We start from the raw sequence: 22,106 nt of genomic DNA on the forward strand, positions 1-22,106 counted from the left end.
TCAGATCTTCTTCTCGCTGGCCTGCACGTAGACCAGGCCGTGGCCGCTCAGCTCGAGCTGGAACGCCTCGCCGGAGCCGCGGCCGACCATGTCGCGCAGGCCCAGGGAGGTGGACAGCTTGTTGCGCACCTGGCCGCGGTGGGCCACGTACGCCTGCGGGTCGACGTGAACGGGCCGGTCGGGACTGATCGGCAGCTCGACGACACCGCCGTGCGACAGCACCGCGCACGAGCCGTGGCCGGTGAGCGTGGTGGTGAACAGGCCCTGCCCGGTCACCTGGCCCCGGATGACCCCGCTCAGGCCGCCCTGCTCGCCCATGAACATGGTCCCCGCCTGCAGGCTCGCGTCGTACACCAGCAGGCGGTCGGCCTCCACGTAGAGGGTGTCGCCCGCGAGCTCCACCACGTTCACGTGCAGGCCGCCGTGCCCGAACATCGCGCTGCCCTGCCCGGTGACGTGCATGAGCGGCGCGCTCTCGCCGGCGACCGCGCGGCCGATCATGCCGCCGATGCCCGCGCCCGCCGTGGCGGTCGGCTCGAAGCGGACGCGGCCGACGTAGGCGAGCATCGCGCCGCGCTTGCTGTAGAGCTCCTGGCCGGGACCGACCGGCGCCTGGATCATCTTGTGGTTGATCGGGCTGAATGCCGGCATGTCAGACCTCCATGATCCCGCCGCCGCGCTCGGCCGGCTGGACGTACACCAGCCCGTGGCCCTGATACCGGAACTGCACGCTCTCCCCCGAGCCCTGGCCCAGCACCGTCCGCCAGTTGACGTCGGTGACCACGTCCTGCTGGAGCTGCCCCCGGTGCCCCACGTACGCGTGCGGGTCGACGCACAGCGGCATGCCCGGGGCCACCTCCAGGGCGATGGCGGGGCCGTCGGACAGGATCGCCACCATGCCGTGCCCGTCGACCTTGGTGGTGGCCAGGCCCTGGCCGGTGCCCATCCCCCGCAGCCCGACGAACTGCACTCCGGTCTGCAGCCCCGCGTCGAGCGCCAGCAGGCTCTCGGACTCCACGAACAGCGTGTCGCCCTGGAGGGGGATGAGGGTGATCTCGGCGGCCTCGGCGGCGAGGTAGACCGTCCCCTGGCCGGTGACCTCCATGAGGGTCATGCCCTCGCCCGCCACCCGGCGGCGCACGAAGCCCCGCAGGCCCTCGCCCCCGGTCATGCCCTGCCGCTTGAAGGTCATCTGGCCGTCGTAGGCGACCATGGACCCGTTCAGCGCCCGGATCGTCTCGTTCATGAGGTCCACGGCCAGCATCCTGGAACCGTTCAGCCGAAATCGCGCCACGAAGCGACAACATACCGACTCGACGGCCGAGTGGCCCAGACCGCGGATCAACCGGCCGTTCGCTCCGTCAGCAGGATCCGGACGGCGCGGAAGTGGACGGTCGTCTGCCGCAGCACCGCCAGTCGGGGGTCCGGGACGGTCAGGAAGGGCTCGTCGACCGCCAGGGCGAACACCGCCGCCAGCCGCCGGTCCTCGCGCAGCGCGGCGATCGCCCGGCGATCCCCGCCCAGCACGACGGCCTCCAGAGGGGTGCGCCCGGCGGTCTCGGGCCCCAGCACGCGGACCGCGACGTCGGCGGCGGCGGCCAGGGCCTCCCTGGCCTGCTTGTCCCGGCGGCGGGCGAACCGCTGCTGCGACTGGCCCCCGGCGGCGCTGCGCCCGTGGACCTGCCGCGCGCCGACCTTGGACGCCACCAGTCGCTCGCCCTCGAAGACCCCGGCCGCATAGCCGCCCAGCCGCACCAGCAGGACCCCGACGCGCCGGTCCCGGAGGGCGTGCGCGACGAGCCCCTCCAGGCCGGAGCGGACCGTGAGCGGCGGGAAGGGGACGTGGCATTCGGCGACGGAGCCGTCGGCGGCGGTGAACGTCACCGCCCGCAGCCCGGTCTCGGTCACGGCGAGACCGCCGTGCCGCTCGGCGAACCCCGCCACCCATCTCTCGGTGCGCTCGGGGGACACCTCGAGCCGGCGTCCTCCCCCGGCGGCCGGGCCTGACCTCGCCACACCGTGACGGTACCGTGGCGGCCCGCCGCATCGATCACCCCCGCGCGCCGGATCGTGGAGGATGGCCCCCATGTGGTTCACACGCGAGCGCCGCGGCGGACGGCGCTGGATCGTGCCGGTGCTGGCGTTGGCCGCGGGCGTGGGGGTGGCGGCCCTGCTGGCGTCCCGGGACCGCACCGGCGCCGGGCTGGCCTCGCTGGCGGTGCTGGCCGGGTACGCGGCCCATCTGGGGTACCGGCGCGACGAGCCCGCCCTGCCCATCGGCGCCGCGTTCGGCGGCGGTCATCGGGCGCGGGCCCATCTGCGGGCCGCCGCGATGACCGGGGACGTGCTGGTCCTGGCCCTCGTCGGCGCGGTGGTGGTGCAGGCGTTGCGCGGCGCCGAGGTGACGCCCTATGCCTGGCTCGCCGCGCTGGCCGGGGGCGTATACGCGCTGTCCGCGATGGTAACGGGGCGTGGCGTGTAGGTTGTCCGAATTTTGGGTTAACTTCTACACACTTATTACGTTTGCCCTGTTCAACGCGGCATCATTCGGGTGTGTCCCCCATGGATGTCCTGCTCCCGGCTCCCGCCGCGTTCCACCCGGTGGTGGACCTCGGCACGGGCGCCGTGGTGGCGGTCGCCGCCCAGTGCGAGCCCGTGGGCCCGCCCGCCGCGCTCCCCATGGCCGATCCCGCCCGCGAGGACGTACGACGGGCGCTGCTGGCCGCCCGCGCGGTCACGGAGCTGCGGACCTCGCTCCCGCTCCAGTTGTCGCTGCGCGCCGAGACCGTCGCCCAAGGCCGCCCCACGCTGGCCGAGCTGCATCAGGGACTGGTCGAGACCGGCCGTCGTCCCAACGAGATCATCATCTCCGTCACCGGGGGCTTCGCCCCGGCCCAGCGCCCGGTGCTGAGCTCCGCCCTGCACGATCTGCGCAAGGCCGGCTACCTGATCGGGCTGGCCGGGCTCGGGGCCGCCTACACACCGCTGGACCTGCTGGTGGACGGGGTGCCGTACCTGGTGCGGCTGGACGCCGAGCTGGCCCGCCGGTCGTCCACCGATCCGCGCCGGTCGGCGCTGGTCGCCTCGCTGGTGGAGCTGGCCCACCGGATCGGCACGCACGTGCTGGCCCCCGGACTGGCGAACGAGTCCCAGGTGCTGCACCTGCGGGAGTTGGGCGTGCGCCTGGTGCAGGGCCCGGTGCTCGCGCCGCCGGAGTGGCGGCCGGGGATGCGCGTCACCGTCCCCGTGGCCGCCGCCGAGGCGGTCCCCCGTCCGCGCGCCGATCTGGGGCCGCGGGTGTCGGAGTTCACCGTGCCGGCGGTGACGATGTCCCTGGACGCCACCGCGGGAATGGTGCTGGACGCCTTCGACTCCGAGCGGGGCACCTCCAGCATCGTCCTGGTCGACGGCCACCGGCGGCCCCGCCACACCATCGACCGGACCCGGTTCCTGCTGACGCTGTCGGGCGCCTACGGACACGCGCTGCACGCCCAGAAGCCGGCGGCCCGGCTGGCCGATCCGCCTCGGGTGGTGCCCAAGACGGTCCCGGCCATCGCCGCGCTGCGGGCGGCGGGTCGTGAGCAGGAACGGGTCTACGACGATCTGGTGGTGACCGACGAGGTGGGCCGCTGTCTGGGCATCGTCCGGGTCAGCGACCTGATCCGCAGCCTGTCGCCCTGACCGCCTGAGCGGGCCGCAGAGCGGTCAGAGGGGCTCCCCGGCCTCATCATGCGGGGGAACGTCCGCTCGGCCCTCCTCGGCGAGCTCCTGCGCCAGGATCGCGGCCTGGACGCGGCTGCGCAGACCGAGCTTGCCCAGGATCCGGCTCACATGGGTCTTGGTGGTGGTCTCGGCCATGCTCAGCCGGGCCGCGATCTGTCCGTTGGACATCCCCTCGCCCAGGCACCGGAAGACCTCCCGCTCCCGGGGCGTCAGCTCGGCCAACCCCGGCGGCGGGAGGGTCGCGGACGTGCGCGGACGGGTGGCGAACGCGCTGATCAGCCGCCGGGTGACGGCGGGCGCCAGCACGCCCTCGCCGGAGGCCACCGTGCGCACGGCGTCCAACAGCCGGTCGGCGTCGATGTCCTTGAGCAGGAAGCCCGCCGCCCCCGCCCGCAGCGCGCCGAACACGTACTCGTCCACGTCGAACGTCGTCAGGACCAGCACGTCCACGCCGGTGCCGGCCAGCTCCCGGGTGGCGGCGATGCCGTCCAGCTCCGGCATCCGCACGTCCATCAGGACCACGTCCGGCAGCAGCTCCCGGGCCAGCGCCACCGCCCGCCGCCCGTCGGCGGCCTCCCCGACCACCTCCATGTCGGGGGCCGACCGCAGGATCAGCACCAGCCCGGCGCGCACCGCCGCCTGGTCGTCGGCCACCAGCACCCTGATCACGCGAGACCTCCGTCCACGCCGTCCTCCGAGACGGAGGTCGGCAGCTCCGCACGCACCACCCACCGGTCCCCGTCCCGCCCCGCGGTGAAGCCGCCGCGCAGGATCGAGGCCCGTTCGCGCATCCCGACGAGACCGCTGCCCGCGCCGGGCAGCTCCGTGCGCTCGGCCCCGAGCGGGCTGTCGACCCGCACGCGGACCCGGTCGGGCCGGTGCTCGACGACCACCTCGGCGCGGCCGGGCCCCGCGTGCTTGAGCACGTTGGTCAGGGACTCCTGGACGATCCGGTAGGCGGCCAGCTCCACGGCTGCGGGCAGCTCGCGCACCGTGCCGGAGACCTCCAGGCCCACCGTCAGGTCGGGGCGGGCGGCGCGCTCCACCAGGCCCTTCAGGTCGGTGAGGCGGGGCGCGGCCGGCGGGTCGGCCGCCCGGTCGGGCTCCTCGCGCAGCAAGCCGATCATCCGCCGCATCTCCGCCAGGCCCTGGACGCTGTTGTCCCTGATCACCTGCATCGCCTGCCGGATCCCCTCACGGTCCAGGTCGGGCAGCCGCAGCACCGCCGAGGAGTGCAGCGCGACCGCGCTGAGGTGGTTGGCGATCACGTCGTGCAGCTCGCGGGCCATCCGGGCGCGTTCGGCGACGACCGCGTTGCGCCGGTCCAGCTCGCCCAGCCTGGCCAGTTGCTCGGCCCGCTGCCGTTCCAGCTCGGCCTTGTCGCGGTGGGCGCGGACGACCATCGCGGTCAGCACCGGGCCCACCCAGGTCATCCCGGCGACCCCGCCGGTCACCACGATGACGCTCCACTGCGCGAACCACAGACCCACGCCCCCGGCCAGCAGCACGGTCACCGTAGCCGTGACGCCCAGCAGCCGCTCGGCCGTCCGCCGGGGGCCGTAGAGCCCGGCGGCGTAGAGGGAGTCGGTGTAGATCAGCATCGTGCCGAGGCTGGGCCCCAGGGCGATGTCGAGGAGGCTCGCCGGGGTCGCGACGGCCAGCCCCACCAGCGGCCGCGTCCGCCGGAACAGCATCGCCCCGGACACGCCCAACAGCGACGGCACCCGCCAGCCCACGCCCGGACCCGTGCCGTCGGACTCCCAGTCGGTGTACCCGTGGGCGCTCAGGAAGAGGAGCCCGCCGGCCAGCGCCGCGACGGCGAACAGGGCGTCCTGGCGGGTGGTGAATCGCACCCGTCCATCTCACCACCTCGGCCGCCGTGCCCGGCAGGTCCGGGGGACGAGGCGCGTACATCCTTCGTACGACCCCCGATCTCGTCGCGCGCGCGGAGGTTTCGGCGCCCTCCGGCCGGAAGCATGGAAGGACGCACTACGAGGAGACATCGTGATTCTTGCGATCATCGCCGCCTGTGAGATCGGCTTCTGGATCTTCCTGGTGGCCGGACTGGCCGCCCGTTACCTGCTGCGGTGGCGGCGGACCGGCGCCGCGCTGCTGGTGTGCGTGCCGCTGGTCGACGTCGTGCTGCTGGCGGCCACCGTGATCGACCTGCGCGGCGGCGCGACCGCCGACGTCACCCACGGCCTGGCCGCCGCCTACATCGGGTTCTCGGTGGCGTTCGGGCACAGCCTCATCAGGTGGACCGACGCCCGGTTCGCGCACCGGTTCGCCGACGGGCCGCCGCCGTCCAAGCCCCCGAGGTACGGGATGGCCCGCGCCCGTCACGAGTGGCGGGAGTTCGGGAAGGCGCTGGTCGCCTGGGCGGTGAGCTGCCTGCTCCTGCTGGGCGGGATCGCGCTGGTGGGCGACGCCGACCGCACCGAGGCGCTGTCCGGGTGGATCGCGCGGCTGTCGTTCGTGCTGGCGATCTGGTCCCTGTGGCCGATCACCTACACCCTGTGGCCCGCCAGGCCCAAGCGGGGCTGACGACACGGACGCGCCGCCCGCCGGGACTCCGGGGGCGGCGCGTTCGGGTGTCGTCAGACGTTGAAGCCGAGGGCGCGCAACTGCTCGCGGCCGTCCTCGCTGATCTTGTCCGGTCCCCACGGCGGCAGCCAGACCCAGTTGATCTTCACGTCCTTGACCAGGCCGTCCAGCGCGCTGTTCGCCTGGTCCTCGATCACGTCGGTGAGCGGACAGGCCGCGCTGGTCAGCGTCATGTCCAGGATCGCCACCTCGTCCACGACGTCGATGCCGTAGATCAGGCCGAGATCGACGACGTTGATGCCGAGTTCGGGGTCCACGACGTCCCGCAGCGCCTCGAGGATGTCCTCGTGCTCCTCGGCGATGACGCCGACGGCGTTCTCGGGCTCGGCGCCGCGCTCCGGCGCCGTGGTCTCGGTCTCGCTCATGATGCCACCCCTCCCAGGGCTCGGGCGGTCGCGTCCTTCCACGCCATCCAGGCGAGCAGGGCGCATTTGACTCGGGCCGGGTACTTCGACACCCCGACGAAGGCGACGGCGTCCTCCAGGACGTCCTCGTCGGGCTCGGCCTGCCCCCGCGACTGCATCAGGGCCAGGAACTCCTCCTCCACCACCATCGCCTCCTTGACCGGCTTCCCGATCACCAGCTCGGCCATCACGGAGGCGCTGGCCTGGCTGATCGAGCAGCCCATGGAGTCGTAGGAGACGTCGGCGACGCGCGTGTCGTCCCCGTCCCCCTCCAGGTGGACCCGCAGGGTCACCTCGTCGCCGCAGGTCGGGTTGACATGGTGGACCTCGGCCTCGAACGGCTCCCGCAGCCCCTTGTGCAGGGGGTTGCGGTAGTGGTCCAGGATGATCTCCTGGTACATCGACTCGAGCTCCATGCGGTCCTTCCGGTCCTTCCTCGTCCTTGCGTCGATCTGGTTGAACGGATGCGGGGCTCAGGCCGTTCCGAAGAACTTCTGCGCGTGCCGGATCCCGTCGGTGAGCGCGTCCACGTCCGACAGCGTGTTGTAGACGTAGAACGACGCCCGGGTGGTGGCCGGGATGCCGAACCGCCGGCAGATCGGCCAGGCGCAGTGGTGCCCCACCCGCACGGCCACGCCGAGCTCGTCCAGCACCTGACCCACGTCGTGCGGGTGCAGGTCGTCGACCACGAACGAGACGGTGCCGCCCCGCGCCTCGGTGGTGCGCGGCCCGATGAGGCGGACCCCGGAGATCTCGCCGACCCGCTCCAGCGCGTACGCGGTGAGGGCCTCCTCGTGCGCGTGCACCTCCGCCATGCCCAGCTCGGACAGATAGTCGCAGGCGGCGGCGAGCCCGACGGCCTGGGCCGTCATCGGCACCCCGGCCTCGAAGCGCTGCGGCGGCGGCAGGAACGTGGAGCCCTCCATCCGCACCACCTCGATCATCGACCCGCCGGTGATGAACGGGGGCATGGTCTCCAGCAGACCGCGGCGGCCCCACAGCACGCCCACCCCGGACGGCCCGAGCATCTTGTGCCCGGAGAACACCAGGAAGTCGGCGTCCAGCGCGGCCACGTCCACCGGCTGGTGCGGGACCGACTGCGCCGCGTCCAGCAGCACCAGCGCCCCGACCTCGCGGGCGCGGTCGATGATGCCCCGGACCGGCGGGACGGTGCCCAGCACGTTGGACTGGTGGGTCAGCGCCACGAGCTTCGTCCGCTCGTTCACGAGCGCGTCCAGCTCGTCCAGATCGAGGCGGCCGTCGTCGGTGATGCCGAACCAGCGCAGCGTCGCCCCGGTCCGCCGGCACAACTGCTGCCAGGGCACCAGGTTGGCGTGGTGCTCCATCTCGGTGACGACGATCTCGTCGCCGGGACCGACCCGGAACCGCTCCGACTCGGGACCGGCCGTGGCGGCGTTGCTCATCGCGTACGCCACCAGGTTGATGCCCTCGGTGGCGTTCTTGGTGAACACGATCTCGCCCGGCACCGCCCCGATGAACGTCGCGATGGTCGCCCGGGCGCCCTCGAACGCGTCGGTGGCCTCCTCGGCGAGCAGGTGCGCGCCCCGGTGCACGGCCGCGTTGTGCCGCTCGTAGAAGTTCCGCTCGGCGTCCAGCACGGCGCGGGGCTTCTGCGAGGTGGCGCCCGAGTCGAGGTAGACCAGGGGACGTCCGCCGCGCACCGTCCGCGACAGGAGGGGGAAGTCCTTCTTGATCTCCTCGGGGAGCAGGGTCATGAGGACGCGCCCGCCTTCACGTACTTCTCGTAACCCTCGTTCTCCAGCACCTCCGCCAGCTCCGAACCGCCCTGCTCGACGATCCGTCCGCCGGAGAACACGTGCACGAAGTCGGGCTTCACGTAGCGCAGGATCCGGGTGTAGTGCGTGATCAGCAGCACGCCCGTCTCGCCGCTGGAGCCGAACCGGTTGATGCCCTCGGAGACGACCTTCAGGGCGTCCACGTCGAGGCCGGAGTCGGTCTCGTCCAGCACCGCGATCTTGGGCTTGAGCAGCTCCAACTGGAGGATCTCGTGCCGCTTCTTCTCACCGCCGGAGAAGCCCTCGTTCAGGCTGCGCTGGGCGAAGGCCGGGTCGATGGCCAGCGCGTCCATCGCCGCCTTCATCTCCTTGGTGAACTGACGCAGCTTCGGCGCCTCGCCGCGCACCGCGGTCACCGCGGAGCGCAGGAAGTTCGACACCGAGACGCCGGGCACCTCGACCGGGTACTGCATCGCCAGGAACAGCCCGGCGCGGGCGCGCTCGTCCACGCTCATCGCCAGCACGTCCTCGCCGTCAAGGGTGACGGCGCCGGAGGTGATGTCGTACTTGGGGTGCCCGGCGATCGCGTACGCCAGGGTGGACTTGCCGGAGCCGTTGGGCCCCATGATCGCGTGGGTCTCGCCGGACCGGACGGTCAGGTCGACGCCGCGCAGGATCTCCTTGGACCCGTCGGAGCCGTCGCCGACGGAGACGTGGAGGTCGCGGATCTCTAGCGTGGCCATATGTCTCTCGAACCTCTATATCAGGGCGTGTCTGGGGTGGGTCGGTCGCCGGGGCCGGGGCGCAGCGACACGTGCACGTCGCCGTCGTCGACCCGGACCCGGTAGGTGGGCACCGGCCGGGTGGCCGGCGGGTTGGTGGGCTTTCCGGTGCGCAGGTCGAAGCACGAGCCGTGCAGCCAGCACTCGATCGTGCCGTCGTACACCTCGCCCTCCGTCAGCGCGACCTCGGCGTGCGAGCAGACGTCGCGCAGCGCGAAGACCTCGCCGCCGGTGCGCACCAGCGCCACCGGGGTGTCGTCGATCTCCACGGCGAGCGCCCCGTCCTCGGGGATCTCCGCCAGCGCGCACACCTTGACGAAGCCCTCGTCGGTCATCGGTCCAGCTCCGCCTCGATCGCGGTGATCACCTGGTCGCGCACCTCGGGGACCTCGATCCGCTCGATGAGCTGACCGAGGAAGCCGCGCACGACCATGCGCCGGGCCTCGTCGTGGGAGATGCCCCGCGCCTGCAGATAGAACAGGTGCTCGTCGTCGAGACGGCCGCTGGCGCTGGCGTGACCCGCGCCGACGACCTCTCCCGTGAGGATCTCCAGGTTGGGCACGGAGTCCACCCGGGTGCCGTCGCTGAGCACCAGGTTGCGGTTGTACTCGTAGGTGTCGGTGCCCTCGCCCTCGGCACGGATGATCACGTCGCCGATCCAGACGGCGTGGGCGTCGGTCCCCTGGAGCGCTCCCCGGTAGTCGACGCGGCTGCGGCAGTGCGGGACCGTGTGGTCGACCAGCAGCCGGTGCTCCAGGTGCTGGCCCGCGTCGACGAAGTAGACCCCGTACAGCTCGGCGTCGCCGCCGGGCGCGTCGTAGGAGACCGTCGGCGCCAGCCGCACCACGTCGCCGCCCAGCGACACCACGAAGCTCGTGAACCTCGCGTCGCGGGAGAGCCGCGCGTGCTGGTGCGACAGGTGGACCGCGTCGTCGTCCCAGTCCTGCAGGCTGATCACCGACAGGCGGGCGCCGTCGCCGACCACGAACTCCACGTTGTCGGCGTAGGTGGCCGAGCCGCGGTGGTCGAGCACGACCGTGGCCTGCCCGAACGGCTCGACGATCACCGTGGTGTGGCCGTACGCGGCCTGCCCGGCGTCCTCGCCGCGCAGCCGCAGGACGGTCGGCACGGAGGCGACCGCCTCCTTCGGCACGGTGACGACGGTGGCCTCGGTGAACGAGGCCCACGCCTGGGCGCTGGCCCGGTCACCGGGCGTGTACGCCCGGCCGAGGCGCGGGTCGTCGCGACCGACGCGCTCGACCTTGACCTCGGGCGCGGCGTCGAACTCCACGATCACTTTGCCGAGGGCCTCGGCGCCCTTGTGGAGGTTCCGCAGGCGGCGCAGCGGGGTGAACCGCCACTCCTCCTCACGGCCGGTGGGCACCTCGAAGTCGGCCACCTCGTACGAGGACCTCTCGTGCAAGGTCGACAGCGGGCGGGAATCGAGCCCCATCAGCCGACGGCTCCTTCCATCTGCAGCTCGATCAGGCGGTTCAGCTCGAGGGCGTACTCCATGGGCAGCTCGCGCGCGATGGGCTCGACGAACCCGCGCACGATCATGGCCATGGCCTCGTCCTCGGTCATGCCCCGGCTCATCAGGTAGAAGAGCTGGTCCTCCGACACCTTGGAGACGGTGGCCTCGTGGCCCATCTCCACGTCGTCCTCGCGGACGTCGACGTAGGGGTAGGTGTCGGACCGGCTGATCTGGTCGACCAGCAGCGCGTCGCACTTGACCGTGGACTTGGAGTGCGCCGCGCCCTCCTGGATCTGGACGAGCCCCCGGTAGGAGGTCCGGCCGCCGCCGCGCGCCACCGACTTGGACACGATGGTGCTGGAGGTGTGCGGCGCGGCGTGCACCATCTTGGCGCCCGCGTCCTGGTGCTGGCCCTCGCCGGCGAAGGCGATCGACAGGGTTTCGCCCTTGGCGTGCTCGCCCAGCAGGTAGACGGCCGGGTACTTCATGGTCACCTTGGAGCCGATGTTGCCGTCGACCCACTCCATGGTGGCGCCCTCGTAGGCGACGGCGCGCTTGGTGACGAGGTTGTAGACGTTGTTCGACCAGTTCTGGATGGTCGTGTAACGGCAGCGGGCGTCCTTCTTGACGATGATCTCCACGACCGCCGAGTGCAGCGAGTCCGAGGAGTAGATCGGCGCGGTACAGCCCTCGACGTAGTGCACGTAGGCGCCCTCGTCGACGATGATCAGGGTCCGCTCGAACTGGCCCATGTTCTCGGTGTTGATCCGGAAGTAGGCCTGCAGCGGGATCTCCACGTTCACGCCCGGGGGCACGTAGATGAACGAGCCGCCCGACCACACGGAGGTGTTGAGCGCGGCGAACTTGTTGTCGCCGACCGGGATCACGGAGCCGAAGTACTCCTGGAAGATCTCCGGGTGCTCGCGCAGGCCGGTGTCGGTGTCGACGAAGATGACGCCCTTCTCCTCCAGGTCGTCACGGATCTTGTGATAGACGACCTCGGACTCGTACTGGGCGGCCACCCCGGCGACCAGGCGCTGCTTCTCCGCCTCGGGGATGCCGAGCCTGTCGTAGGTGTTCTTGATGTCCTCGGGCAGGTCCTCCCAGGAGGCGGCCTGCTTCTCGGTGGAGCGGACGAAGTACTTGATGTTGTCGAAGTCGATGCCGGACAGGTCCGAGCCCCAGGCCGGCATGGGCTTGCGGCCGAACAGCCGCAGGCCCTTCAGGCGCAGGTCCAGCATCCACTCGGGCTCGTTCTTCTTGCCCGAGATGTCACGGACGACCTCTTCGTTCAGGCCTCGTTTGGCGGCGGCCCCGGCGGTGTCGGAGTCGGCCCAGCCGAACTTGTACCTGTCGAACCCCTCCAACTCGGGGTGGGTTTCGATAGTCATAGGGAGGTCCTCCCGGACTCCTCGTCATCGGTGTCTTGCGTGGTGTCGTGCTCGCCGTCGCGCTCGGCGCGCAGGTCGGGCCGGCTGACGTGGGTGGTGCAGATGCCGTCGCCGTGGGCGATGGTGGCCAGCCGCTGCACCGGGGTGCCCAGCAGCCTGCTGAACGCCTCCGTCTCGGCCTCGCAGAGCTGCGGGAACTCCGCGGCCACGTGCGCGACCGGGCAGTGGTGCTGGCAGAGCTGCTCGCCGCCGCCCGCCCGGGGGGCCTTGCCCGCCGCGGCCGCGTAGCCGTCGGCCGACAGCGCCTCGGCCAGCGCCCTCACCCGTTGCTGCGGCGGGGCGGCGCGGACCACCGGATGGTAGCGCCGCTCCAGGTCGGCGATCTGCCGTCGGGCGAACTCGGCGACGGCCGCGCCGCCGGCCTTCTCGGCGAGGAAGCGCAGGGCCGCGCTCGCCAGGTCGTCGTAGGCGTGCACGAAGGCGTTGCGGCCGGCGTCGGTGATGGCGAACCACTTCGCCGGACGCCCCCGACCCCGGTGCGCCTGCGGGCGCGCCCGCCGGACCTCGATCATGCCCTCGGCCAGCAGCGCGTCCAGGTGCCGCCGGACGGCGGCGGGCGTGAGGCCGACCCGCTCGCCCAGCGCGGACGCGGTGATGGGACCCTGTTCGAGGATGAGCCGGGCGACCCGGGCGCGGGTGTCGCGCTCGCCGTGCGCACCGGCGAACGACGGCACGTCGGACGGCCGTGCGCCGCCCGCATCCGTGTTCGTCCGCTCACCCACGTTTTTCACAACATCAGTGTGGCCTAATTCCTTCCCGGCGCACAAACGGTTCCACGTGCGGTCCCTCACGCAGGTAAGCCTTACCTAAGCCTTACCGAACGTTCATTTGAGCGTCGCGCTGGGGAGCACCACGACCGGGCAGGGTGCCGCCCGGACGATCTTTCCGGAGACGCTGCCGAGGAATACCTTGCGCAGCGGCCCCTCCGCGCTCGACATGCACACCAGAATCTCCCCGGGCAGCCAATCGCAGTGCCGCAGGGCCTTGTCGACACCCGCGCCCTCGGCCGCCTCGGTGACCACCTGCCCCAGACCGGTCACCCGCTGCGCCGCCAGGTTCAGGTCGCGCACGGCGTACTCGTGCTGAAGGTGCATGAAGTCCTCGCCGCCGCGCAGCCGGACGCCGAGGCCGGCCGGCCGGACCAGCAGGGTCAGCAGCCGCACCGGGATCTCCAGCCGCCGGGCGACCTCGACGGCGGCGGCCAGCCCCAGCTCGGCCCCCCGCCGCGGCCAGTAGGCCACGGTCAGCCGGTCGAACCGCTCCGGCGGGTCCTCGGCGTACCCGCGCGGCGCCATCAGCACCGGGACGGGGGCGCCGTGCAGGAGTTGGTCGGCGGTGCTGCCGATGGCGATCCGGCCGGGACGCCCGCGCGGGGCCGAGCCGATCACGATCAGCCCCGCGTCGGACTCCTCGGCCACCTCGATCAGGCCCCGTCCGCTGCCCCGGTTCGGATGGGTGACGTACCGGAGCCGGCTCTTGGGGACCCTCCCGGCGAGCCGCCCCGCCGCCAGGTCGAGGGCCTCACGGGACTGCTCCTTGACGAAGCGCAGCCACTCGGCGTCCACCCGGCCGGGGCCGGGTGTCGGCCAGGACGGCGGGTAGACGTTGGCGACGGTCAGCGGCGACCGGTCGGCGGCGACCACGAGCCCCGCGAGGGCCAGTGCGTCGTCGCCGCGTTCGTCCGGCACGTAGCCGGCGACGACCCGTTCGGTCATGTCGGTCCCCTTCCCTCGGGCACGTCCTGCCTGGCCAGGAGGGAGTGCCGGTGGCCGTACGCGAAGTAGGCGATCAACCCGGCCGCCATCCACACCAGGAAGACGACCCAGGTGGCGTTGTCGAGCTTGAACATCAGATAGACGCAGAACCCGAAGCCCAGCAGCGGCGTGACGGGGAACAGCGGGGTCCGGAAGCTGCGCGGCATCTCCGGCCGGGTCCTGCGCAGGACCATCACCCCCACGTTCACCAGGGCGAACGCGAACAGGGTGCCGATGCTGGTGGCGTCGGCCAGGCGCCCCAGCGGGACCAGCGCCGCCAGGGTGGAGATGAACAGGGCGACGAGGAGGGTGTTGGCGACCGGCACGGCGGTGCGCGGGCTCACCCTCTTGAAGATCGGCGGCATCAGCCCGTCCCGGGACATCGCGAACAGGATCCGGGTCTGCCCGTACATCACGGTGAGGACGACGCTGGCGATCGCGATGACCGCCCCCAGCGACAGCACCGCCGACGGCCACGCCATCCCCACGGCCCGGTCCAGGACCATCGCCAGCGACGCCTCCGCGTCCTCGAACTCCTGCCAGGGCTCCGCCGCCACGGCCGCCAGACCGACGGCCACGTACAGCACCGTGACGATGAGCAGGCTGAGGAGGATGGCCAGCGGCAGGTCCCGGCGCGGATTCTTGGCCTCCTCACCGGCCGTGGACGCGGCGTCGAACCCGATGTAGGAGAAGAAGACCTTCGATCCGGCGGCGCTGATCCCGGCCATGCCCATCGGCGCGAACGGCGTCAGGTTCGCGGACCGGAACGCGGTGAAGGCGACCGCGCAGAAGAAGACCAGCACGCCCATCTTGAGGAACACCATGATCGTGTTGGCCGTGGCGCTCTCGGAGGTGCCGCGCAGCAGGAGGAACGTCGCGATCAGGACCACCGCGACGGCGGGCAGGTTGATCACGCCGCCGTCGCCGGGCGGACCGCTCACCGCCGCCGGCATGGTGAACCCGAACGTCTTGTCGAAGAACTCGTTGAGGTACTGCCCCCAGCCGACCGCGACCGCCGACACCGAGACGGCGTACTCCAACAACAGGCACCAGCCGCAGACCCACGCGACGATCTCGCCGAGGGTGGCGTAGGTGTAGGAGTACGAGGATCCCGACACGGGGATGGTGCCCGCCAGCTCCGCGTACGACAGGGCGGAGAACAGCGCCGTCAGGGCCGCCAGCAGGAACGCCACCACGATCGCCGGGCCGACCAGCGGGACGGCCTCGCCGAGCACGACGAAGATCCCGGTCCCGAGGGTGGCGCCCACGCTGAAGAAGGTGAGCTGCAGCAGCCCCATGGAGCGGCGCAGTTCGCCGCCCTCGCCCTGGCCGCCCTCGGCGACGATGCGGTCGACGGGCTTGGTCCGCAGCACGCCGCCGGCGCGGGGGCGCGTCATCGGTCCGGTCGCCACGGGATCCTCGTCCTCACAGGGTGCTGGTCAGCGGCCAGGTCGCGCCGGGCGTGACGATCGTCCCCGAGGCGCCCTCGAGGATGTCCGCGCACCGGTCCAGGGCGCCGATCGCCGCCATGTCGCCGGTGCGCTCCACGAACCCGCAGACCGCGTCCACCTTCGGGCCCATCGAGCCCGCCGGGAACCGCTGGGCCCGCAGCTCGTACGGGGTCGTGTGCCGGATGGGCTCCTGGCGGGGCGTGCCGTGATGGCGCATGACCTCGGGCACGTCGGTCAGGATGAGGAACGCGTCGACCTCCAGGGACTCGGCCAGCAGCGCACCGGTCAGGTCCTTGTCGATGACGGCCTCGACGCCCTCCAGCCGGCCGACGTCGTTGCGGACCACCGGGACGCCCCCGCCGCCGGCGCACACCACCACCGCCCCGCCGCGCACCAACTGGTGGATCAGCCTGGTCTCCACGACCCGCTGGGGCCGCGGCGAGGGCACCACCCGACGCCAGAAGCGGCCGTCGCGGCGGACCGTCCAGCCGTGCTCGGCCGCCAGCTTCTCGGCCTCGTCCTGCTCGTAGACCTGCCCGACGAACTTGGTGGGGTCGTCGAACGCGGGGTCGACGGCCGACACCAGCGTCTGGGTGAGCAGGGAGACCACCTGCGTGCCGGGCAGCGCGTTCTGCAGGGCCTGCAGCAGCCAGTAGCCGATCATCCCCTGGGTCTGGGCGCCGAGGGTGTCGAAGGGGTAGGGCCGGCTCAGCCCGGGGTCGGCGGCGCTCTGCACCGCCAGCACCCCCACCTGGGGCCCGTTCCCGTGGGTGATGATCAGCTCGTGGCCGGCGGCGAGCGGCGCCAGGGCGCGCACCGCGCCCATCGCGTTGGCGCGCTGCACGTCGGCGTCCGGCGGTTGGCCCCGCCGCAGCAGCGCGTTCCCTCCCAGCGCCACCAGGATCCGCATCGCGTCCTCCGCTCAGGCTCCGCGTTCCAGCGGGCAGCTCATGCAGCGGGGGCCGCCCCGCCCGCGGCCCAGCTCGCTGCCGCGGATGGTGATGACGTCGATCCCGTTGCGGGCCAGGAAGTTGTTGGACGTGGCGTTGCGCTCGTAGGCGACCACCGTGCCCGGGCTCAGCGCCAGCACGTTGCAGCCGTCGTCCCACTGCTCGCGTTCGGCGGCGTGCACGTCCTGGACGGGGGTGAGGATCTTGATGTCGTCCAGGTCGAGGGCGGCGGCGATGGCCCGGTGCATGTCCTCGGGCGGATGGTCGGCGACCTTCAGCTCCTTGGGGTTGTCGCCGGGCTCGACCGTGTAGGAGGGCAGCATGCCGAGGCCGGCGAACTTGGTGAACACCCCGTGGTCGCACATGGTGAGGACGGTGTCCAGATGCATGAACGCGCGCCTGACCGGCATCCGCAGCGCCACGATCCGCCGGGCCGAGCCCGCCGCGAACAGCGACCGGGCGAGCATCTCCACGGCCTGCGGCTGGGTCCGCTCGCTCATCCCGACGAGGACCGCCCCGTTGCCGATGACCAGGACGTCCCCGCCCTCGATGGTCGCCGGGGCCATCGGCGTGCCCGGTGTCCAGACGTGGAACCCGCCGGCCTCGGGCCGCCCGTACCCGTCGGCGAACAGCGGGTGCCAGCGGTAGACGGCCTCCATGTTCACCGTCTCCCGCATTCGCGCCTTCTTGCGCATGGGGTTGATCGACACCCCGTCGTAGATCCAGCAGGAGGTGTCCCTGGTGAACAGGTGGTTCGGCAGCGGCGGCAGCACGAAGGCGTCCGGGTCCAGGGAGTGGAACGCGAGGCTGTTGGGCTCCTCGATCCGCTCCAGCAGCTCCCGCTTCGTGATCCCGCCGACGAGGAACGAGGTCAGGCTCACCGGGTCCATCTGGTCGAAGCAGTTGCGGATCGGGTCGATCGCCATCGGCCCGAACCAGCGTTCGTCGATCACGCGGTCGAGGACGTGCCGGCGGGCCTCGGGGATCTCCACCGTCTCCCGCAACAGGTCGAGCAGCAGATGGACCTGGACGCCCTGGGCGCGCAGCACGTCCTGGAACTCGTCGTGCTCCTCGCCCGCCCGCCGCACCCACAGCACGTCGTCGAACAGCAGGTCGTTCATGTTGGACGGGGTCAGCCGCTTGAGCGACAGCTCCGGCCGATGCAGCAGCACCCGCTTGAGGCGCCCGACCTCGGACTCGACCCGGAACGTCATCGCGGTCCCCTCCTCGATGGTGGGGGGACACGCGAGACATGCCCGCGCGTGATCACCGCAAACACGGGAACGGACACGGAGGGTGATCGGCGGGCCCGTGCCGTGGCCTCCGACCGCGCCCACTTACACTCGGGGTCATGACACCCCCCGACGCGGTCGAGCTGGACGCGCTGGTGAAGCGGTACGGCGCGACGACCGCCGTCGACGGCGTCTCGCTGCGGGCCGCGCGCGGCACCGTCACCGCGCTGCTCGGCCCGAACGGCGCGGGCAAGACCACCACGATCGAGATCTGCGAGGGCTACCGGCGGCCGGACACCGGGACCGTCCGCGTGCTCGGACTGGACCCGGTCCGCGACGCGCGGGCGCTGCGGCCGAGGGTCGGGGTGATGCTCCAGTCGGGCGGCGTGCCGGGCACCGCGCGCGCCGGGGAGTTCCTGCGACTGGTCGCCTCGTTCTACGCCGACCCGCTCGAGCCGGCCGTCCTGTTGGAGCGGCTCGGTCTCACGGCACAGGCCCGCACGCCGTTCCGGCGGTTGTCGGGCGGGCAGCAGCAACGGCTGTCGCTGGCCGCCGCGGTGGTCGGCCGGCCCGAGCTGGTGTTCCTGGACGAGCCGACGGCCGGGCTGGACCCCCAGGCCCGGCACGCCACCTGGGAGCTGGTGGAGGGGCTGCGGGCCGCCGGGGTGGCCGTCATCCTCACCACCCACCACATGGACGAGGCCGAACGGCTGGCCGATCGGGTGGTCGTCGTCGACCGGGGCCGCGTGGTGGCCCAGGGCACGCCCGCCGAGCTGACCGGGGCCGAACGGCAATTGCGCTTCCGCGCCCGGCCGGGGCTGGGGCTGGACGAGCTGCTGTCGGCGCTGCCGGTGGGCAGCGCCGCCAAGGAGTCGCCCGCCGGGCACTACCTGATCGAGGGCGACGTGCAGCCGGGGCTGCTCGCCACCGTGACGGCCTGGTGCGCCTCCCACGGGGTGCTCACCGAGGACCTGCGGATCGAGCGCCGCACGCTGGAGGACGTCTTCCTGGAGCTGACCGGACGGGAGCTGCGCTCGTGAACACCGCGTCCCTGGACCTGACCCCCGCGCCGGCGGCGGCGCCGCTGTCCCGGATGGTGCTCGCGCAGGCGTCCTTCGAGCTGCGCGGGATGCTCCGCAACGGCGAGCAGTTGCTGCTCACCATGATCATCCCGGTGCTGCTGCTGGTGCTGTTCTCCTCGACCTCGCTGGTGGACGTCGGTCCCGGCGAGCGCGTCGACTTCCTCGCCCCCGGGGTGCTGGCGCTGGCGGTGATGTCGACCGCGTTCACCGGACAGGCGATCGCCACCGGCTTCGAGCGGCGCTACGGCGCGCTCAAGCGGCTGGGCGCGACCCCGCTGCCGCGCGGGGGGCTGATCACCGCCAAGACGCTGGCAGTGCTGGCGGTCGAGGTCGTCCAGACCGCGCTGATCCTCGCGGTGGCGCTGGCGCTCGGCTGGAGCCCGCACGGCGGGGCGGGCGGGGCGCTCGCCGTCCTGGCGCTGGTGCTGGCCGGCACGGCGGCGTTCAGCGGGTTCGGGCTGCTGATGGCGGGGACGCTGCGCGCGGAGGCCACCCTGGGCGCCGCGAACCTGGTGTACCTGCTGTTGCTGGTGCTGGGCGGCGTGGTGTTCCCGCTGACGGAGTTCCCCTCCGGGATGGCCTCGGCGTTGGAGCTGCTGCCGATCGCGGCGCTGGCCGAGGGCCTTCGCGACGTGCTGCAGCAGGGGGCGGGCCCGCCCGTCGGGGCGCTGGTGACCCTGGGCGCCTGGGCGGTGGCGGGGCTCGGCCTGGCCGCGCGGTTCTTCAAGTGGGAGTGAGCTCGATGGCGCTCGCCGAGGCACCCGGTCCGTACCGCCCGCGCCGTTGGAACGTTCGCGGGGCGCGGATGCTGTCGCCGGCCGCCGTTCCGCCGCCCGCGCTGGTGCTGCTGGGGGTGGTGTCGGTCCAGGTGGGCGCCGGGATCGCCAAGCAGTTGTTCGACGTGCTGCCGCCCTCGGCGGTGGTGCTGCTGCGGCTGGCGACCTCGGCGTTGGTGCTGGGCTTCCTCGGTCGCCGGGCGCTGCGCGGTGTGCTGCGCGACCACTCGCGGCGTGATCTCGCCGTCGCCGCCGGGTTCGGGCTCACGCTGGCGATCATGAACGTCTCGTTCTACCAGGCGTTCGCGCGGATCCCGCTGGGCGTGGCGGTGACCATCGAGTTCCTCGGCCCGCTGGCGATCGCCATCGCGGCCTCGCGGCGGGTGAGGGACGTGCTGTGGGCGGTGCTGGCCTTCACGGGGGTGCTGCTGCTCGCCCGGGGCGACGGTGACGTCGACCTGGTGGGTGTGGGCTTCGCGCTGCTGGCGGGCGTGGCGTGGGCGGGCTACATCCTGCTCAGCGCCGCCACCGGTCGCCGGTTCGCGGGCTCGACCGGTCTGGCCGCGGCGAGCGTGGTGGCCGCCGTGGTGGTGCTGCCGATGGGCGTCGCCACGGGAGGGTCGGCGCTGCTCAGCCCGGAGCTGCTGTTGTTGGGCCTCGGGGTGGGGCTGCTGTCGTCGGTGATCCCCTACACGCTGGAGCTGGAGGCGCTGCGGCGGATGCCGGCCCGGGCGTTCGGGATCCTGATGAGCATGGAGCCCGCCGTGGCCGCGCTGGTGGGTCTGGTCGTGCTGAACGAGGTGCTGTCGGGTTCGGAGTGGATCGCCATCGGCTGCGTCATGATCGCCTGCGTCGGGGCCACCCGAGGGCAGCAGGATCCGCCCGAGGCCGCCGAGGTCTGAGCCCGGTTCGTACACTCGGCGTATGGCCAGGGCGAACGACGAGGCGGCGGAGCTGGTCCAAGAGCTGGCGGACCTGCTGTCGATCACGGGCGGGGAGGCCTTCAAGGTCCGGGCGTACGAGAAGGCCGCCCGGGCCATCGCCGGCCATCCGGAGGACATCGCCGCCCTCGACCTCGAGGGGCTCCGGCGCATCCCGAACGTCGGCGCGGCCATCGCCAAGAAGATCGCCGACTACAACGCCACCGGCACCATCCGCCAGGTGGAGGAGCTGCGCGCCGAGATCCCCGCCGGGGTGCGGGCGCTGACCTCCATCCCCACCCTCGGCCCCAAGAAGGCGATGGCCGTCTACGAGGAGCTCGGCGTCTCCTCCGTCCCCGAGCTGGCCCGGGCCATCGAGGACGGTCGGCTCCGTGGGCTGCGCGGCTTCGGCGCCAAGACCGAGGAGAACATCCTGCGCGGCATCGAGTTGATGCGTCGGGCGGGCGACCGGGTCCTCGTCGACACGGCGATGGGGCTCGCCTCCGACATCGTGGCCGCCCTCTCGCGGGTCGACGGATGCCGCCGTTGCGTGTACGCGGGCTCGCTGCGGCGCATGCGGGAGACCATCGGGGACCTCGACGTGCTGGCCGCCTCCGACGACCCCGGCCCGATCATGGCGGCGTTCACCGCGCTCCCCCAGGTCGCCGAGGTGATCGCCCGTGGCGACAAGAAGACCTCCGTCCGGACGGTCAAGGGCCTCCAGGTCGACCTGCGGGTGGTGCCGCCCGAGGCGTGGGGCGCCGCCCTGCAGTACTTCACCGGGAGCAGGCAGCACAACGTCCGCATCCGCGAGAGGGCGGTCCGGGCCGGGCTGAAGCTGTCGGAGTACGGGTTGTTCTCCGCCTCGGAGGAGGACGGCGGGCTGATCGTCTCCGCCACCGAGGAGGAGGTCTACGCGCGCCTGGGTCTGCCGTGGATCCCGCCGACCCTGCGCGAGGACTCCGGGGAGATCGAGGCGGCCCTCGACGGCACGCTGCCGCGCCTGGTGACCGAGGAGGACCTGCGCGGCGACCTGCACTCCCACACCGACCTCACCGACGGGACGGCCTCCCTGGAGGACATGGTCGCCGCCGCCGAGGCCCGGGGCCTGGAGTACTTCGCGATCACCGACCACGCGCCCGACCTGTTCATGCAGCGGATGACCGACGAGAAGGCGCTCGCCCAGCGCGAGGCGATCCGCGCGCTGCAGGCGCGGCACCCCGGCATGACGCTGCTGCACGGCACCGAGCTGAACATCGGGCCCGACGGCGGCGTCGACTGGGACGCCGACTTCCTGGCGGGCTTCGACGTGTGCGTGGCCTCGGTCCACAGCCACTTCACCCAGACGACGGCGGAGGCCACCCGCCGTCTGCTGCGCGCCTGCGAGAACCCGCACGTGCACGTCATCGGCCACCCGACCGCCCGCCTCATCGGCAGGCGGGCGCCGCTGGACGCCGACTGGGACGAGGTGTTCCGCGCGTGCGCCCGCACCGGCACCGCTCTGGAGATCGACTGCTTCCCCGACCGGCTCGACCTGCCCGCCGACCTGATCCGCCGGGCCCGCCGCTTCGGCGTGAAGTTCGCCATCGACTCCGACGCCCACGCCGTCGGCCACTTCCGCAACGTCCGCTACGGCGTCGGCACCGCCCAGCGAGGCTGGCTGACCCCGGAGGACGTCATCAACGCCTGGCCCCTCGACCGGCTCCGGGCCTTCCTCGGCGGCGAGACGCCGGCCTGACCGCGAAC

Annotated in this window: 24 protein-coding genes; 7 read left to right on the forward strand and 17 right to left on the reverse strand. The window is 72.4% G+C overall.

Annotated features, from left to right (window positions below; genetic code table 11):
- From DFJ69_RS32945 to DFJ69_RS32955, 3 genes are read right to left on the reverse strand one after another with little or no spacing between them, the layout of a single operon-like run.
- The gene (locus DFJ69_RS32945) at positions 1-651 is read right to left on the reverse strand and encodes an AIM24 family protein (RefSeq protein ID WP_116026182.1); all 651 of its coding nucleotides are present in this window, start codon (positions 649-651) and stop codon (positions 1-3) included.
- A gap of 1 nt (position 652) precedes the next feature.
- The gene (locus DFJ69_RS32950) at positions 653-1,294 is read right to left on the reverse strand and encodes an AIM24 family protein (RefSeq protein ID WP_245974672.1); all 642 of its coding nucleotides are present in this window, start codon (positions 1,292-1,294) and stop codon (positions 653-655) included.
- Between the two features lie 47 nt (positions 1,295-1,341).
- Positions 1,342-2,016, reverse strand: coding sequence for an acVLRF1 family peptidyl-tRNA hydrolase (locus DFJ69_RS32955; RefSeq protein WP_116026184.1), 675 nt, complete (start codon positions 2,014-2,016; stop codon positions 1,342-1,344).
- A 70-nt stretch (positions 2,017-2,086) separates the two neighbouring features.
- On the opposite strand from DFJ69_RS32955, the gene DFJ69_RS32960 reads away from it, so the two are divergent.
- Both DFJ69_RS32960 and DFJ69_RS32965 read left to right on the forward strand, forming a co-directional pair.
- Positions 2,087-2,482: an ABC transporter permease gene (locus tag DFJ69_RS32960; RefSeq protein ID WP_116026185.1), complete on the forward strand. Its 396-nt coding sequence runs from the start codon at positions 2,087-2,089 to the stop codon at positions 2,480-2,482.
- An 80-nt stretch (positions 2,483-2,562) separates the two neighbouring features.
- Positions 2,563-3,681 (forward strand): EAL domain-containing protein, encoded by a 1,119-nt coding sequence (locus tag DFJ69_RS32965; RefSeq protein WP_116026186.1) that lies wholly within the window; start codon positions 2,563-2,565, stop codon positions 3,679-3,681.
- 24 nt (positions 3,682-3,705) lie between these two features.
- On the opposite strand, the gene DFJ69_RS32970 is transcribed toward DFJ69_RS32965, so the two are convergent.
- The gene (locus DFJ69_RS32970; protein WP_116026187.1) at positions 3,706-4,392 is read right to left on the reverse strand and encodes a response regulator; all 687 of its coding nucleotides are present in this window, start codon (positions 4,390-4,392) and stop codon (positions 3,706-3,708) included.
- Entirely contained in the window at positions 4,389-5,576 is a 1,188-nt protein-coding gene (locus tag DFJ69_RS32975) for a sensor histidine kinase (protein WP_116026188.1), read from the reverse strand. Before DFJ69_RS32975 ends, DFJ69_RS32970 begins: the two co-directional genes overlap by 4 nt.
- Positions 5,577-5,727: 151 nt before the next feature.
- On the opposite strand from DFJ69_RS32975, the gene DFJ69_RS32980 reads away from it, so the two are divergent.
- Positions 5,728-6,267 (forward strand): hypothetical protein, encoded by a 540-nt coding sequence (locus tag DFJ69_RS32980; RefSeq protein WP_116026189.1) that lies wholly within the window; start codon positions 5,728-5,730, stop codon positions 6,265-6,267.
- A gap of 53 nt (positions 6,268-6,320) precedes the next feature.
- On the opposite strand, the gene DFJ69_RS32985 is transcribed toward DFJ69_RS32980, so the two are convergent.
- From DFJ69_RS32985 to DFJ69_RS33040, 12 genes are all read right to left on the reverse strand, one after another.
- The gene (locus tag DFJ69_RS32985) at positions 6,321-6,692 is read right to left on the reverse strand and encodes a metal-sulfur cluster assembly factor (protein ID WP_116026190.1); all 372 of its coding nucleotides are present in this window, start codon (positions 6,690-6,692) and stop codon (positions 6,321-6,323) included.
- Entirely contained in the window at positions 6,689-7,147 is a 459-nt protein-coding gene (gene sufU, locus DFJ69_RS32990; RefSeq protein ID WP_116026191.1) for a Fe-S cluster assembly sulfur transfer protein SufU, read from the reverse strand. Before sufU ends, DFJ69_RS32985 begins: the two co-directional genes overlap by 4 nt.
- A 57-nt stretch (positions 7,148-7,204) precedes the next feature.
- The gene (locus DFJ69_RS32995; protein WP_116026192.1) at positions 7,205-8,467 is read right to left on the reverse strand and encodes a cysteine desulfurase; all 1,263 of its coding nucleotides are present in this window, start codon (positions 8,465-8,467) and stop codon (positions 7,205-7,207) included.
- On the reverse strand, positions 8,464-9,231 hold the full coding sequence (sufC, locus tag DFJ69_RS33000; RefSeq protein ID WP_116026193.1) for a Fe-S cluster assembly ATPase SufC: 768 nt from the start codon (positions 9,229-9,231) through the stop codon (positions 8,464-8,466). Before sufC ends, DFJ69_RS32995 begins: the two co-directional genes overlap by 4 nt.
- A 20-nt stretch (positions 9,232-9,251) precedes the next feature.
- Positions 9,252-9,605, reverse strand: coding sequence for a non-heme iron oxygenase ferredoxin subunit (locus tag DFJ69_RS33005; RefSeq protein WP_116026194.1), 354 nt, complete (start codon positions 9,603-9,605; stop codon positions 9,252-9,254).
- On the reverse strand, positions 9,602-10,723 hold the full coding sequence (sufD, locus tag DFJ69_RS33010) for a Fe-S cluster assembly protein SufD (RefSeq protein ID WP_116026195.1): 1,122 nt from the start codon (positions 10,721-10,723) through the stop codon (positions 9,602-9,604). Before sufD ends, DFJ69_RS33005 begins: the two co-directional genes overlap by 4 nt.
- On the reverse strand, positions 10,723-12,135 hold the full coding sequence (sufB, locus tag DFJ69_RS33015; RefSeq protein ID WP_116026196.1) for a Fe-S cluster assembly protein SufB: 1,413 nt from the start codon (positions 12,133-12,135) through the stop codon (positions 10,723-10,725). Before sufB ends, sufD begins: the two co-directional genes overlap by 1 nt.
- A complete protein-coding gene (locus DFJ69_RS33020) occupies positions 12,132-12,869 on the reverse strand; it encodes a helix-turn-helix transcriptional regulator (RefSeq protein WP_116027067.1) in 738 nt (245 codons plus the stop codon). Before DFJ69_RS33020 ends, sufB begins: the two co-directional genes overlap by 4 nt.
- Before the next feature lie 150 nt (positions 12,870-13,019).
- On the reverse strand, positions 13,020-13,910 hold the full coding sequence (locus DFJ69_RS33025) for a universal stress protein (RefSeq protein WP_116026197.1): 891 nt from the start codon (positions 13,908-13,910) through the stop codon (positions 13,020-13,022).
- The gene (locus tag DFJ69_RS33030; RefSeq protein ID WP_116027068.1) at positions 13,907-15,346 is read right to left on the reverse strand and encodes an amino acid permease; all 1,440 of its coding nucleotides are present in this window, start codon (positions 15,344-15,346) and stop codon (positions 13,907-13,909) included. The genes DFJ69_RS33025 and DFJ69_RS33030 overlap by 4 nt, the downstream gene beginning before the upstream one ends.
- A 28-nt stretch (positions 15,347-15,374) precedes the next feature.
- Positions 15,375-16,310, reverse strand: a complete 936-nt coding sequence (arcC, locus tag DFJ69_RS33035; RefSeq protein ID WP_116026198.1) for a carbamate kinase — start codon at positions 16,308-16,310, stop codon at positions 15,375-15,377.
- A gap of 12 nt (positions 16,311-16,322) precedes the next feature.
- The gene (locus DFJ69_RS33040; RefSeq protein ID WP_116026199.1) at positions 16,323-17,564 is read right to left on the reverse strand and encodes an arginine deiminase; all 1,242 of its coding nucleotides are present in this window, start codon (positions 17,562-17,564) and stop codon (positions 16,323-16,325) included.
- A 137-nt stretch (positions 17,565-17,701) separates the two neighbouring features.
- Between DFJ69_RS33040 and DFJ69_RS33045 the strand changes: the two genes are divergently transcribed.
- From DFJ69_RS33045 to polX, 4 genes are read left to right on the forward strand one after another with little or no spacing between them, the layout of a single operon-like run.
- The gene (locus DFJ69_RS33045) at positions 17,702-18,622 is read left to right on the forward strand and encodes an ABC transporter ATP-binding protein (RefSeq protein ID WP_116026200.1); all 921 of its coding nucleotides are present in this window, start codon (positions 17,702-17,704) and stop codon (positions 18,620-18,622) included.
- A 53-nt stretch (positions 18,623-18,675) separates the two neighbouring features.
- Positions 18,676-19,401: an ABC transporter permease gene (locus DFJ69_RS33050; protein WP_116027069.1), complete on the forward strand. Its 726-nt coding sequence runs from the start codon at positions 18,676-18,678 to the stop codon at positions 19,399-19,401.
- Between the two features lie 5 nt (positions 19,402-19,406).
- Entirely contained in the window at positions 19,407-20,342 is a 936-nt protein-coding gene (locus DFJ69_RS33055) for an EamA family transporter (RefSeq protein ID WP_211328897.1), read from the forward strand.
- A gap of 22 nt (positions 20,343-20,364) precedes the next feature.
- A complete protein-coding gene (polX, locus tag DFJ69_RS33060) occupies positions 20,365-22,098 on the forward strand; it encodes a DNA polymerase/3'-5' exonuclease PolX (protein WP_116026201.1) in 1,734 nt (577 codons plus the stop codon).
- Positions 22,099-22,106: the final 8 nt, after the last annotated feature.

Source organism: Thermomonospora umbrina, from assembly GCF_003386555.1.
Lineage (GTDB): Bacteria > Actinomycetota > Actinomycetes > Streptosporangiales > Streptosporangiaceae > Thermomonospora > Thermomonospora umbrina.